10 protein-coding genes are annotated in these 14,277 nt (G+C 63.1%); 9 read left to right on the top strand and 1 reads right to left on the bottom strand.

From position 1 onward, the window contains the following. The first annotated feature begins 143 nt into the window (after positions 1-143). The 8 genes from ACNFG0_RS04205 (at position 144) to ACNFG0_RS04170 (ending at position 9,764) form a co-directional block, all read left to right on the top strand. Positions 144-1,232 carry an efflux RND transporter periplasmic adaptor subunit gene (locus tag ACNFG0_RS04205; protein ID WP_196143874.1) on the top strand — a complete coding sequence of 363 codons (1,089 nt, stop codon included), beginning with the start codon at positions 144-146 and terminating at the stop codon, positions 1,230-1,232. After that, entirely contained in the window at positions 1,229-2,296 is a 1,068-nt protein-coding gene (locus tag ACNFG0_RS04200; protein WP_416764067.1) for an efflux RND transporter periplasmic adaptor subunit, read from the top strand. Before ACNFG0_RS04205 ends, ACNFG0_RS04200 begins: the two co-directional genes overlap by 4 nt. Beyond that, on the top strand, positions 2,293-5,343 hold the full coding sequence (locus tag ACNFG0_RS04195) for an efflux RND transporter permease subunit (protein ID WP_416764066.1): 3,051 nt from the start codon (positions 2,293-2,295) through the stop codon (positions 5,341-5,343). Before ACNFG0_RS04200 ends, ACNFG0_RS04195 begins: the two co-directional genes overlap by 4 nt. A 296-nt stretch (positions 5,344-5,639) precedes the next feature. Then, positions 5,640-5,822: a sulfur starvation response protein OscA gene (gene oscA / locus ACNFG0_RS04190; protein WP_070092048.1), complete on the top strand. Its 183-nt coding sequence runs from the start codon at positions 5,640-5,642 to the stop codon at positions 5,820-5,822. Between the two features lie 48 nt (positions 5,823-5,870). Continuing rightward, complete coding sequence (locus ACNFG0_RS04185) at positions 5,871-6,878, top strand: sulfate ABC transporter substrate-binding protein (protein WP_416764065.1); 1,008 nt, start codon at positions 5,871-5,873, stop codon at positions 6,876-6,878. Positions 6,879-7,065: 187 nt separating this feature from the next. Then, the gene (cysT, locus tag ACNFG0_RS04180) at positions 7,066-7,884 is read left to right on the top strand and encodes a sulfate ABC transporter permease subunit CysT (RefSeq protein ID WP_196143878.1); all 819 of its coding nucleotides are present in this window, start codon (positions 7,066-7,068) and stop codon (positions 7,882-7,884) included. Positions 7,885-7,898: 14 nt separating this feature from the next. Beyond that, positions 7,899-8,771, top strand: coding sequence for a sulfate ABC transporter permease subunit CysW (gene cysW, locus ACNFG0_RS04175; RefSeq protein ID WP_416764064.1), 873 nt, complete (start codon positions 7,899-7,901; stop codon positions 8,769-8,771). Between the two features lie 3 nt (positions 8,772-8,774). Beyond that, positions 8,775-9,764: a sulfate/molybdate ABC transporter ATP-binding protein gene (locus ACNFG0_RS04170; RefSeq protein WP_196143880.1), complete on the top strand. Its 990-nt coding sequence runs from the start codon at positions 8,775-8,777 to the stop codon at positions 9,762-9,764. A 535-nt stretch (positions 9,765-10,299) separates the two neighbouring features. On the opposite strand, the gene ACNFG0_RS04165 is transcribed toward ACNFG0_RS04170, so the two are convergent. After that, positions 10,300-12,390 carry a TonB-dependent receptor gene (locus tag ACNFG0_RS04165; protein ID WP_416764063.1) on the bottom strand — a complete coding sequence of 697 codons (2,091 nt, stop codon included), beginning with the start codon at positions 12,388-12,390 and terminating at the stop codon, positions 10,300-10,302. Between the two features lie 511 nt (positions 12,391-12,901). Between ACNFG0_RS04165 and ACNFG0_RS04160 the strand changes: the two genes are divergently transcribed. Beyond that, positions 12,902-14,209 (top strand): OprD family porin, encoded by a 1,308-nt coding sequence (locus tag ACNFG0_RS04160; protein ID WP_416764062.1) that lies wholly within the window; start codon positions 12,902-12,904, stop codon positions 14,207-14,209. Positions 14,210-14,277: the final 68 nt, after the last annotated feature.

The raw sequence follows: 14,277 nt of genomic DNA, 5'->3' as shown, positions 1-14,277 counted from the left end.
AGTTTCCTGCTTCCGGGGAGTGGCCAGTATCCCCGATCCCGTCGATGAATGTTTTGATGGATCCACATCAGTGCCAGTTGTGAAAGCCTGATCTACGCTTCACTGGCGTCCCTCAATCCATTTGGCACGAGCAAGGAGACTGCATGACGGTAACGCGTCCGCTGATGGTCGTTTGCCTGGGGCTGCTGTCCATGCTGTCAGGCTGTGGCAAGGAAGAATCCACCGCCGAGTTGCCCAGGGTCGGCGTGCTGCAGGTACAACCCACCGATTTCGCCGCCCGGGTGACCCTCACCGGTGATGTGCAGGCGCGGGTCCAGACCGACCTGTCGTTCCGCGTGGGCGGCAAGATCATCTCCCGCAGCGTCGATGTGGGTGACCACGTCAAGGCCAACCAGGTGTTGGCGCGCCTGGACCCCAAGGACCTGCAGAACACTGTCGACTCGGCCAAGGCCGAGGTGTTCGCCGAGCAGGCCCGGGTGACCCAGGCCAGTGCCGCCTTCGTCCGCCAGCAGAAGCTGCTGCCCAAGGGCTATACCAGCCAGAGCGAGTACGACTCCGCCGAAGCGGCCCTGCGCAGCAGCCAGAGCGCGCTCAAGGCCGCCCAGGCGCAGCTGGCCAATGCCCGCGAGCAACTGAGCTATACGGCCCTGGTGTCCGAAGCCGATGGGGTGATCACCGCGCGCCAGGCCGAAGTCGGCCAGGTGGTGCAGGCGACCATGCCGATCTTCAGCCTGGCCCGTGATGGCGACCGTGATGCGGTGTTCAATGTCTACGAGTCTCTGTTGGTGGCACCTCCCAGCGACGAAGGCGTGACGGTGAGCCTGCTGGACAACCCCCAGGTCAAGGCCGAAGGCCGTGTGCGTGAAATCACCCCGACGGTGTCCGCCCAGAGCGGCACGGTGCAGGTCAAGGTGGCCTTGCGCAACGTGCCGCCGGGCATGCAGTTGGGCTCGCCGGTGACGGCAACGGCCAACGCCCAGGGCCGGCCGAGCATCGAACTGCCCTGGTCGGCCTTGACCAAGGCGTTGCACGAGCCGGCGGTATGGGTGGTGGGCGAGGGCGACAAGGTCGACCTGCGCAAGGTCCAGGTTTCGCGTTATCTCACGGGCAAGATCGTCGTCGCCGAGGGCCTCAAGAGTGGCGAAACCGTCGTCGTCAGTGGCGGCCAGTTGCTGCATCCGGGTATGCAGGTGGAGAAAGTCGATGCCAAGGATGGAGGAGCCGCCCCATGAAACGCTTGCTGCTGGTGCTGTGCGCCGGTGTTACGCTGGCTGCGTGCAGCAGTGATGAAGAAGCCCCCGTGCCGGTGCGCCCGGTACTGTCCGTGGTGGTCGAGCCGCAGGTGCACTCACAGCTGGGCCGGTTCGCCGGCAGCATCCAGGCACGATTCGAGAGCACCCTTGGCTTTCGGGTATCGGGGCGCATCGCGCGTCGCTGGGTCGATGTAGGTGCCCAGGTGCAGCCCGGCGACACCTTGGCCACCCTCGACCCGACCGACCAGCAGAACCAACTGCGTGCTGCCGAAGGCGATCTGGCCAAGGTCGAGGCGCAGTGGATCAACGCCCAGGCCAACGCGCGTCGGCAACAGCAACTCTACGATCGGGGCGTGGGTGCCCAGGCTCAGCTGGACATCGCCCAGACCGACCTGAAGACCACCGGTGCTGCTCTGGAACAGGCCCGCTCGGCGGTCAGCCAGGCCCGCGACCAGCTCGACTACAGCACCTTGCGCACCGACCACGCCGCCGTGGTCACCGCCTGGCAGGCCGAGGCCGGGCAGACGGTCAGCGCCGGCCAGGCCGTGGTCACTCTGGCGCGGCCGGACGTAAAGGAAGCGGTGATCGACCTGCCGATCACCCTCGCCGAGCAGCTCAGCAAGGCATTGACCTTCACCGTCGCCTCGCAACTGGACCCTGCCATCAACACCACCGCCACCCTGCGCGAGCTCGAGCCCCAGGCCGATGCCACTACCCGCACCCGGCGTGCGCGGCTGACGCTGGCCAGCACCCCGGATGCCTTCCATCTGGGCACGGCGATCAGCGTCACGTTGACCTCCGCCGTGTCGCCGCGCAGCGAGCTGCCGCTCAGTGCCCTGTTCGAAGGCGCCGGCAAGCCTCAGGTATGGGTGATCGACCCGCAACGCAAGACCGTGGCGACCCGTGACGTCACCCTGATCGAGCGCACCGCCAGCAGCATCGTCCTGGCTTCTGGCGTGCAACCGGGCGAGCGTGTGGTCACCGCTGGCGTCAACAGCCTCAAGCCAGGGCAGAAGGTCGCATTCGACGAGGACGCGCAATGAAAGGAAGCTTCAACCTGTCCGAATGGGCACTCAGGCATCAATCCTTCGTCTGGTACCTGATGTTCGTCGGGCTGCTGATGGGGATCTTCTCGTACTTCAACCTCGGGCGAGAAGAAGACCCGTCCTTCACCATCAAGACCATGGTCATCCAGACCCGCTGGCCCGGCGCCACCCAGGACGAGATGCTGTACCAGGTCACCGACCGCATCGAGAAGAAGCTCGAGGAGCTCGACTCCCTCGACTACACCAAGAGCTATACCCGCCCGGGCGAATCCACGGTCTATGTCAACTTGCGGGATACCACCAAGGGCAAGGACATCCCACAGATCTGGTACCAGGTGCGCAAGAAGATCCAGGACATCCGCGGCCAGTTTCCATCGGGTATCCAGGGGCCGGGCTTCAACGACGAGTTCGGCGACGTGTTCGGCTCGATCTATGCCTTTACCGCCGACGGCCTGACCATGCGCCAGTTGCGCGACTACGTGGAGCAGGCTCGGGCCGAAGTCCGTGATGTGCCCAACATTGGCAAGATCGAGATGGTCGGCACCCAGGACGAAGTGCTCTACCTGAACTTCTCGACCCGCAAGCTGGCGGCGCTGGGGATCGATCAGCGCCAGGTCATGCAGGCCCTGCAATCGCAGAACGCGGTGACGCCGGCCGGGGTCATCGAAGCCGGCCCCGAGCGCATCTCCGTGCGTACCACCGGGCAGTTCGCCTCGGAAAAGGACCTTGAGACCGTCAACCTGCGGATCAACGATCGTTTCTTCCGTTTGGCCGATATCGCCGACATCGAGCGCGGTTATGTCGACCCGCCGTCGCCGATGTTCCGCTACAACGGGCAGGACGCGATCGGCCTGGCCATCGGTATGAAGGCCGGCGGTAATATCCAGGTGTTCGGCCAGCGGCTCAAGGCGCGCATGGGCCGCGTGATCAACGATTTGCCGGTGGGGATCGGCGTGCATACCGTGTCGGACCAGGCGGTGGTGGTCAAGCAGGCGGTCGGCGGCTTCACCAGTGCCCTGTTCGAGGCGGTGGTGATCGTGCTGGCGGTGAGTTTCGTCAGCCTTGGCGTGCGCGCGGGCCTGGTGGTGGCCTGCTCCATTCCGCTGGTGCTGGCCATGGTCTTCGTGTTCATGGAGTACAGCGGTATCACCATGCAGCGGATCTCCCTCGGTGCGTTGATCATCGCCCTGGGCCTGCTGGTGGATGACGCGATGATCACCGTGGAAGTGATGGTCACGCGCCTGGAGATGGGCGAAAGCAAGGAGCAGGCAGCGACCTTCGCCTATACCTCGACCGCCTTCCCTATGCTGACCGGTACCCTGGTGACCGTGGCCGGCTTCGTGCCGATCGGGCTCAACGCCAGTTCCGCTGGCGAATACACCTATACCTTGTTCGCAGTGATCGCGGTGGCGTTGTTGGTGTCCTGGGTGGTGGCGGTGTTCTTCGCCCCGGTGCTGGGCGTGCATATCCTCAACAGCAACAAACTCAAGGCCCATGAAGCCGAGCCCGGGCGCGTGGGCCGGGCGTTCGAGCACGGCCTGTTGTGGTGCATGCGCAACCGCTGGCTGACCGTGATCGGTACCATCGTGTTATTCGTGCTGTCGGTGGTCTGCATGCGCTTCGTGCAGAACCAGTTCTTCCCATCCTCGGACCGCCCGGAGATCCTCGTTGACCTCAACCTGCCGCAGAATGCCTCGATCGAGGAAACCCGCAAGGTGGTCGACCGCTTCGAGGCGACGCTCAAGGGTGACCCGACCATCGAGCGCTGGAGCACCTACATCGGCCAGGGCGCGATCCGCTTCTACCTGCCTCTGGACCAACAGTTGCAGAATCCCTACTACGCCCAGTTCGTGATCGTCAGCAAGGGCTTCGAGGAACGTGGTGAGCTCATGGCGCGCCTGCAGGAGCGCTTGCGCAAGGACTTCGTCGGCATCGGCACCAACGTCCAGTCGCTGGAAATGGGCCCGCCGGTAGGCCGGCCGATCCAGTACCGGGTCAGCGGCAAGGACATCGACCAGGTGCGCCGGCATGCCATCGAGCTTGCGACCCTGCTCGATGCCAACGAGCATATCGGCGAGATGATCTACGACTGGAACGAGCCCGGCAAAGTGCTGCGGGTCGAGATCGCCCAGGACAAGGCGCGCCAGCTGGGGCTGTCGTCCGAGGATGTGGCCAACGTGATGAACAGCATCGTCACCGGTGTGCCGGTCACCCAGGTCAACGACAACATCTATCTGGTCAATGTGGTTGCGCGTGCCGAAGACAGCGAGCGTGGCTCGCCCGACACCTTGCAGAACCTGCAGATCCTCACCCCCAACGGCACATCGATCCCGTTGCTGGCGTTCGCCACGGTGCGCTATGAACTGGAGCAGCCATTGGTGTGGCGTCGCGATCGCAAGCCGACCATCACCATCAAGGCCTCGGTCAACGGCGACATCCAGCCCACCGACCTGGTCGCCCAGCTCAAGCCAAAGATCGACGAGTTCGCCAGCCAACTGCCGGTCGGCTATGAAGTGGCCACCGGCGGCACGGTGGAGGAAAGCAGCAAGGCCCAAGGGCCGATCGCCAAGGTGATCCCCTTGATGCTGTTCCTGATGGCGACGTTCCTGATGATCCAGCTGCACAGCGTGCAGAAGCTGTTCCTGGTGGTCAGCGTGGCGCCGCTGGGACTGATCGGTGTGGTCCTGGCCCTGGTGCCGACCGGTACGCCCATGGGCTTTGTGGCGATCCTCGGCATCCTCGCCCTGGCCGGCATCATCATCCGCAACTCGGTGATCCTGGTCACCCAGATCGACGAGTTCCGCGAACAGGGCCTTTCGCCCTGGGATGCGGTGGTGGAGGCCACCAACCACCGACGCCGGCCGATCCTGCTCACCGCCGCCGCCGCCAGCCTGGGCATGATCCCGATCGCCCGGGAAGTGTTCTGGGGGCCGATGGCCTACGCCATGATCGGCGGCATCATCAGTGCAACGCTGCTGACGCTGCTGTTCCTGCCGGCGCTGTACGTGGCCTGGTACAAGATCCGCGAGCCGGAAAAAGCCTGACCAAAACACGCGCCCCTGTAGGAGCGGCCTTGTGCCGCGATGGGGCGCGAAGCGGCCCTTGAATTAACCAATGCGGTTCACCAGGCATCTCGCGCAAGCTGGATTCAGGGCCGCTTCGCGCCCCATCGCGGCACAAGGCCGCTCCTACAGAAAGGGGCGGCGTAGAATTTTTAAAATAGTTATATAAAAATTCTTAAACAGTATTTTTCAGAATAAATGCCGCTCTCTAAGATTGCCCTCAAGCCAGGCGCAATCCCCTTCCTCTGCCCGGCACTTCATTGACAAGGAGAACGAGCATGAGTGCATCCGTGCGTAGCATCGACGGCCAGGACGAAGCCACCATTCTGCGTGAGATCCAGAGCGCCCTGCGTGACCTGCGCTTCGGCGCGGTAGAGATCACCGTGCACAACGCCCAGGTCGTGCAGATCGAGCGCAAGGAGAAGTTCCGCCTGCAGCAGCCCGGCAACAAGTCCGGCTGATCGCGCATCACCTACAAACTAGAAAAAATGCCAATCGGGAGCTTCACCATGTCCATCCGCCGTTATGCGCTTGCCGCCCTGGCCAGTGCCGTTTTTGCCGGTTCCGCGATCGCCAAGGACTACGAACTGTTGAACGTGTCCTACGACCCGACCCGCGAGCTTTACCAGCAGTACAACGCCGAGTTCATCAAGCACTGGCAGGCCACGCACCCAGACGACAAGGTGAAGATCCAGCAGTCCCACGGGGGCTCGGGCAAGCAGGCGCGGGCGGTGATCGATGGCCTGCGCGCCGATGTGGTGACCCTGGCCCTGGCGGGTGACATCGACGAGGTGGCCAAGCTCGGCAAGAGCCTGCCCGCCGACTGGCAAAGCCGCCTGCCGGATGCCAGTACCCCCTACACCTCGACCATCGTGTTCCTGGTGCGCAAGGGCAACCCCAAGGGCATCAAGGACTGGGGCGACTTGATCAAGCCGGATGTCTCCGTCATCACTCCAAACCCCAAGACCTCCGGCGGTGCACGCTGGAACTTCCTGGCGGCCTGGGCCTATGGCCTGAAGACCGGTGGCAGCGAGGACAAGGCCAAGGAATACGTGCAGGCGCTGTTCAAGCATGTGCCGGTGCTCGATACCGGTGCCCGGGGCTCGACCATCACCTTCGTCAACAATGGCCAGGGCGATGTACTGTTGGCCTGGGAGAACGAGGCCTTCCTGGCATTGAAGGAAGACGGCGGCAGCGACAAGTTCGAGATCGTCGTGCCCTCCCTGTCGATCCTCGCCGAGCCGCCGGTGGCGGTGGTGGACAAGAACGCCGAGAAGAAGGGCAACATCGACATCGCCACCGAGTACTTGAAGCACCTGTACAGCCCGGCGGGCCAGCAGATCGCCGCCGAGAACTTCTACCGTCCGCGTGACGAGAAAGTTGCGGCCGAGTTCGGCAAGCAATTCCCGAAACTGGAACTGGTGACCATCGACAAGGACTTCGGTGGCTGGAAGACTGCACAACCCAAGTTCTTCAACGACGGCGGTGTCTTCGACCAGATCTATCAGGCACAGTGATCGCCAAGGAAAAGCGGGGCCGCTTTGCGGCCCATCGCCGGCAAGCCGGCTCCCACAGGAATCGCGCGGCTCTCAGGCCTGTGGGAGCTGGCTTGCCAGCGATGGGCTGCAAAGCAGCCCCAGGATTCAGAAGCCTGCACCAGCCCGAGAGCGCTCTCGGGCTTCGTGCGTTCAACCAGGGACCTTTATGTCACGTCGTATTTCCCCCGTCATACCCGGCTTCGGGCTGACACTGGGCTACACCTTGGTGTACCTCAGCCTGATTGTGCTCATACCGCTGGCTGCCATGTTCGTACACGCCGCGCAGCTGACCTGGGACCAGTTCTGGGCCGTGGTCAGCGCACCGCGAGTACTCGCGGCGTTGAAACTGAGCTTCGGCACCGCGCTGTTCGCCGCGCTCATCAATGGTGTGATCGGCACCCTGCTGGCCTGGGTGCTGGTGCGCTACGACTTCCCGGGACGCAAGGTCATCGATGCGATGATCGACCTGCCGTTCGCCCTGCCCACGGCTGTGGCGGGTATTGCCCTGACGGCGCTGTACGCACCGGCCGGCTGGGTGGGGCAGTTCGCCACCGACCTGGGCTTCAAGATCGCCTACACCCCGCTGGGCATCACCCTGGCGCTGACCTTCGTCACGCTGCCGTTCGTGGTGCGCACGGTGCAGCCGGTACTGGCCGATATCCCGCGGGAAGTCGAAGAGGCCGCGGCCTGCCTGGGCGCCAAGCCGTTGCAGGTGTTCCGCCACGTGCTGGCGCCGGCGCTGCTGCCGGCTTGGCTGACCGGCTTCGCCCTGGCGTTTGCCCGTGGCGTGGGCGAGTACGGTTCGGTGATCTTCATCGCCGGCAACATGCCGATGAAGACCGAGATCCTGCCGCTCTTGATCATGGTCAAGCTGGACCAGTACGACTACACCGGCGCCACTGCCATCGGCGTGCTGATGCTGGTGGTTTCCTTCATCCTGCTGCTGCTGATCAACCTGCTGCAGCGCCGTATCGAAACCCCTTGAAGGAGGCCCGGTAGATGTCCAGTTCATCCCTTGGCGCCGCCGCTGCGGCCAACGCTGCCCGCAGGGGCAGCGCCACCTCGCGTCGCGTATTGATCGGCCTGGCCTGGCTGGTGTTCGTGCTGTTCCTGCTGTTGCCGCTGTTCATCGTGGTGTCCCAGGCGTTGAAGAACGGCTTCGGCACCTTCTTCGAGGCGATCTTCGAGCCTGACGCCCTTTCGGCCCTGAAGCTCACCTTGCTCGCCGTGGCCATCTCGGTGCCGCTGAACCTGGTGTTCGGCGTCAGCGCGGCCTGGTGCGTGAGCAAGTACAACTTCCGTGGCAAGAGCATCCTGGTCACCCTGATCGACCTGCCGTTCTCGGTCTCGCCGGTGATCGCCGGCTTGGTCTATGTGCTGATGTTCGGCGCCCAGGGCCTGTTCGGCCCGTGGCTGCAGGACCACGATATCCAGATCGTCTTCGCCCTGCCGGGCATCGTCCTGGCGACCATCTTCGTCACCGTGCCCTTCGTCGCTCGCGAGTTGATCCCGCTGATGCAGGAGCAGGGCTCCCAGGAAGAGGAAGCCGCACGACTGCTGGGCGCCAATGGCTGGCAGATGTTCTGGCATGTGACCCTGCCGAACATCAAGTGGGGCCTGATCTACGGCGTGGTGCTGTGCACCGCGCGGGCGATGGGCGAGTTCGGCGCGGTGTCGGTGGTGTCCGGGCATATTCGCGGCGTTACCAACACCCTGCCGTTGCACGTGGAGATCCTCTACAACGAGTACAACCATGTCGCGGCCTTCAGCGTGGCCAGCCTGCTGCTGATCCTGGCGCTCTTCATCCTGCTGCTCAAGCAGTGGAGCGAGAACCGTATTAACCGCCTGCGCCACGGCGCAGCGGAGGAATAATTCATGTCGATCGAAGTTCGTAACGTCAGCAAGCGCTTCAACGCCTTCCAGGCCCTGGACAACATCAACCTGGATATCAACAGCGGCGAGTTGGTGGCTCTGCTCGGGCCTTCCGGCTGCGGCAAGACCACCCTGCTGCGGATCATCGCCGGCCTCGAGACGCCGGACCAGGGCAGCATCGTGTTCCACGGCGAGGATGTGTCCGGCCACGATGTGCGTGATCGCAACGTTGGGTTCGTGTTCCAGCACTATGCCTTGTTCCGCCACATGAGCGTGTTCGACAACGTCGCCTTCGGCCTGCGCATGAAGCCCAAGGGCGAGCGCCCGAGCGAGAGCCGCATCGCCGAGAAGGTCCATGAGCTGTTGAACATGGTTCAGCTCGACTGGCTTGCCGACCGCTACCCCGAACAGCTTTCCGGTGGCCAGCGCCAGCGTATCGCCTTGGCCCGCGCCCTGGCAGTGGAGCCGAAGGTGCTGCTGCTCGACGAGCCGTTCGGTGCCCTGGATGCCAAGGTGCGCAAGGAACTGCGCCGTTGGCTGGCGCGCCTGCATGAGGACATCAACCTGACCTCGGTGTTCGTGACCCATGACCAGGAAGAGGCCATGGAAGTGGCCGACCGCATCGTGGTGATGAACAAGGGTGTGATCGAGCAGATCGGCTCGCCGGGCGAGGTGTATGAAAACCCGGCCAACGATTTCGTCTACCACTTCCTGGGCGATTCCAACCGCCTGAGCCTGAGCGAAGGCCAGCATGTGCTGTTCCGCCCCCACGAGGTGTCGCTGTCGCGGCACGAGACCGAGGGTCACCAGGCCGCTGAAGTGCGCGACATCCGGCCGCTTGGCGCGACCACGCGCGTTACCTTGAAGGTGCCGGGCCAGAGCGAGTTGATCGAGGCGGAGGTGGTGAAGGACCACGACAGCCTGAGCGGGCTGGCGCGCGGGGAGACGTTGTTCTTCCGCCCGAAGGTCTGGCAGAAGGTGCCGAATATCTAAGCCGCGACCGACCGCAGGCAAGCGTTTCAGGGCCACTTTCCTTGGCAGGGGGTGGCCTTTTTTTATTTCGTTTTTTCATAGATTTCAGAGAGATAGGGCGATGCCTTTCTGTAACAAAAGCACAGTACCTTAGGCGCTCACCGGCCCCAGGAGAGCATGTGGACATGAACAATGCAGCTGTTTCTCGTCCGACGATGGATCACGAGTCGTTCCGGCGCCTGGCGCAATGGTTGAGGCAGCATGGAAACACTCGGGCTGAGGTGGACGATCCGAGGCGGCTGTTGGGTGGGCGATATCCACAAGGGCTGCTCAGCGAGGCCGAGCTCGAGGCCTTGATCGCGGTTTGGCATTGAGAAAGCGAGGCCCCATCGCGGGACAAGCCCGCTCCCACAGGCCTCCACCAATCTTGGGGCCTACATGATCTTGTAGGAGATCACCCAGCCCTTCGGGCTGCGCTGTCGCGCAGAGAACAACGCACCTCCGTGGGAGCGGGCTTGCCCCGCGATGGGGCGCGCAGCGCCCCCAAAGGTCATCATCAGAACGCGTAGGTCCCGGTCACCACCAGGCTGCGTGGATCACCGAACTGGATCTGCCCGGCACTGGTCGCCGAACTGTAGTAGGTCTTGTCGGTGATGTTGCTCAGGGCCGCCCGCACGTCCCAGTCACGGGTGCGGTAGCCGGCCAGGGCATCCCAGCGGCCATACCCTGGCAGCAGGACGGTGTTCTGGTTGTCGGCATAGCGTTCGCCCACCAGGGTCAGGCCGGTCTCGGCGTACCAGCCAAGCTCGGGCTTCCAGGTAACGAACAGGCTGGCGTTGCGCTTGGCCACATCGTTGATGCGGTTGCCTTGCTGGCCGTTGTTGTCCTTGGCGATGATCGCATCCTGCAAGCCGATGCCACCGCGTACATACCAGTTGCCGACGAGGTTGCCCATGGCGGTCAGCTCGATACCGCGCGAACGCTGCAGGCCGCTGAGCTGGATCAGGTCCGGGTTGTTCGGGTCGCGGGTACGCCGGTTGTACAGTTCCAGTTCATAGATGGCCAGGGTGGTGCTCAGGCGCTCGTCCAGCCAGTCGCTCTTGACCCCGATCTCCTTCTGCCGGGTCAGCTCCGGGCCTGCATCGTTGCCGTTGCCGGGCGCACCAGGTGTTATGCCGATCAGCCCGCCGCCCACCGGCGAGAAGGTCTTGCTCCAGGAGGCATAGAAGGAATGGTCGCGCCAGGGTGAATAGACCACGCCCAGGCGAGGGCTGGTGCTGGTGCTCTCCTGCTTTTCGGTGAGGTTCTTCAGCTTGCTGGTGGTCTGGACTTCGAAGCGGTCGAAGCGCACGCCGGCGAGCAGTTGCCATTGATCGTTCAGGCGGATCTGGTCCTGCAGGTACAGGCCGGCGCTCTGCACCTCGGTGTGGTTGTCGCTGGAAACCTTCATCGCGCCGTTGTGCTGATGCGCGGGTGTCGCACCGGACAGCGGCACCGAGGGCACGCTGCTGCCACCCGAGTGCAACAGCGAATTGCGTCGCTGCTCACCTATCTCCAGGCCGACCAGCAACGTGTGCTCGAGCCCGTAGGTTTGCACGCGGCCTTCCAGCTCCACGGTGTTGAACAGGTTGCGGGTGCTCAGGTCCTGCTGCCAGCGCTGGCGGCTGACCAGGCCGGTGGCGGGGTTATAGGCGGTCTGGTAGGTGTTGTCGAAGTCGCTTTCCAGGGTGAACAGGCTCAGCGTGTGGCGCAGCTGCCATTGATCGTTGAGCTCGTAGTTCAGCCGCGAGCGTAGGGTCTGCGCGCGGTCGTCGATGTAGTCGCGCTGGGTATCGCCGTAGGTGGTATGGCGGCTGACATCGGCGGGCCGGCCGGTCAGCGGGTTACCTGGAATGCCCCGGTCGGGTGTGCGGTTATAGCGGCTGTACTCGTATTGCACCAACCAGTTCAGCTCAGGGGTCAGTTGCCAGCTCATGGACGGTGCGAACAGCTGGCGGCTGCCGTCGATGCCGTCGCGGAAACTGTTGTTGTCCTGGTTGCCCAGGTTCAGGCGCAGGCTGATGGTGTCGGTCGGGTCGGCGTTAAGGTCGGCGTACAGGCTACGCAGGTCTTCGCTGCCGGCCTGGGCTTCGACGCTGGAGCGGCGGCCATGCTCCGGCGCCTTGCTCACCCGGTTGACGATACCGCCCTGGCTGCCACGGCCATAGAGCACCGCAGCGGGGCCCTTGAGCACCTCGACCCGTTCGATGTTATGCAGGTCGCGGGTGTACTGGCTGTCGTCGCGCACACCGTCCAGGTAGAAGTCGTTGCTGGCGTCGAAGCCGCGGATGCGTAGGCTGTCGAAGCGGGTGTCGGCGCCGCTGCTGACGTTGGGGATGCCTTCGAGCGCCTTGCCCAGGCTGTAGTGGCCGTAGTCCAGGCTGTTGCGGGCCTTCACTGTGTCGATCGCCTGGGGCACGTAGCGTACCGGGGTCGAGGTGCGCGTGGCGGTACTGACCTCGCGTACCCGTGGATTGTCTTCTTCCCGTTCGCTGTCGGCGGTGACCGACAGTTCCGGCAAGAAAGTGGTGGCAGCGCTGGCCAGGCCCGCGCTGCAAATCAGCGACAGGCCCAGGGTCAAGCGTGAGAGACGACAAGGAACAGGCATGGGTGCATCCGCAAACTAAGGTATGTGAAAAAAGGGTGCGGATGTTAATGGGAGTTATTAGCGATTGCACAGATATTTGTCAGCGCTTGTCTTTACATATGTTTCAGTTTGTAAAAAACACCGTTGCCGTCGCTCTGGGCCGCCATGTCTCGGATGAATAAGCGCCAAGTGGGCATGCAGACCACAGAAGGGATCCTGTTTCACCGGAAAGCCGATCTACTAGAGGAAATTTCTCAAGCTGGCCGGGATATGTCTGAAAATACCCTGGATGAACCAGAGAATTTGGTTATAACGACCTGCATTTCACGATTTTTTGACATTCCGAAGCAGGGGCGGCTAGGATTCGTCCAACGCCTGCTGGCCATGACTTGGCCATGCTTCTGAACAAGGCCCGCTCCCGACCATGGCGGGCCTTTCAGTCTGGATCCGCATAGCGTCGAACCTACGAAGGGGCGTTGGTTCCTGGCGTCATAGTGCAGAGCGTTTTTGATTAAGAAATAAGGAAAACAAGATGTTGAAAACCAGGATCAGCCTGGTCGCACTGGCGATGATCGCCGCGACCCAGGCCCAGGCCAACGAGCAGGCCGAAAGCAAGGGCTTTATCAAGGACAGCCACGCTAACGTCCTTCTGCGCAACGCTTACATCAACCGCGACAAGAAGCATGGCACCGACGACCAGATCGAGTGGGGCCAGGCCTTCATCGGCACCTTCAATTCCGGCTTCACCCAGGGCACCGTGGGCGTGGGCGTCGATGCCTTCGGCCTGTACGCCATTCGCCTGGACGGCGGCAAGGGCCACAACGGTGGTGCTGGTGTCGACTTCTTCAAGCCGAGCGACACTGCACCGGCCAACTCCCCGCACAACCTCGCCCGTGGCGGCGCGGCAGTGAAGTTCCGTGTTTCCAACACCGTGCTCAAGTACGGTGACCAGATGCCGGCCCTGCCCGTGCTGCAATACGACGACGCCCGCCTGCTGCCAGAGAGCTTCACCGGCACCCTGATTACCTCCAAGGAGATCAAAGGCCTGGAGCTGAACGCCGGTCGCTTCACCCAGGAAGCGCGCAAGAGCGCCGAGGGCCGTGACAGCGGTGGCCTGAAGTCGATCAACGTGTTCGGCGGTAGCTACAAGTTCACCGACAACTTCACCGCGGCGCTGTACACCGCCGACAACGAAGATGTCATGAAGAAGCACTACCTGGGCCTGAACTACGTCTTCCCGATCGCGGCCGACCAGTCCCTGACCCTGGACTTCAACGGCTACAAGTCGGACATCGACAACAAGTACGTGCGTGCCGCCGGCCTGAACGGCGACTCCAACACCATCTGGAGCCTGGCAGCCACCTACGCCTTCGGCCCGCACTCGATCACCTTGGCGCACCAGCGCAGCACCGGTGACACCGGCTACAACTACGGCTGGTACCAGAACCGTGGTGGCGTGGGCGACGGTGGTTCGACCATCTACCTGGCCAACTCCTACTGGTCCGACTTCAACGCCGAGGACGAACGCTCCTGGCAGTTGGGCTACGGTCTGGACTTCGGTGCCTTCGGTATCCCAGGCCTGACCTACAAGGTCGCCTATGTCGTGGGTGACAACATCAACACCCGCAACGCGGCCAACCCGCAGGGCTTCGGTGAGGGCAAGGAGCGCGAGATCTTCAACCAGATCCGTTACGTCGTCCAAGAAGGCCCGGCCAAGGACCTGTCGGTCAAGCTGCGTAGCTCCTTCGTACGCACCAATACCGCAGTTCGCCAGAACGGCTACAACGACGACGGCAACGAAGTCCGCGTATTCGTCGAGTACCCGATCAGCATCTTCTGATCCTGATCGCGTCTCTCGAAAGCCCCGGTTCGTCCGGGGCTTTTCTTTTCAAGTTCCCAATCGCGGGA

The sequence above is a fragment of the Pseudomonas sp. NY15372 genome, assembly GCF_048068215.1.
GTDB classification, from domain to species: Bacteria; Pseudomonadota; Gammaproteobacteria; order Pseudomonadales; family Pseudomonadaceae; genus Aquipseudomonas; species Aquipseudomonas guariconensis_A.
Note: the sequence above shows the minus strand (reverse complement) of the source record. Positions and strands in the feature narration are given on the sequence as shown.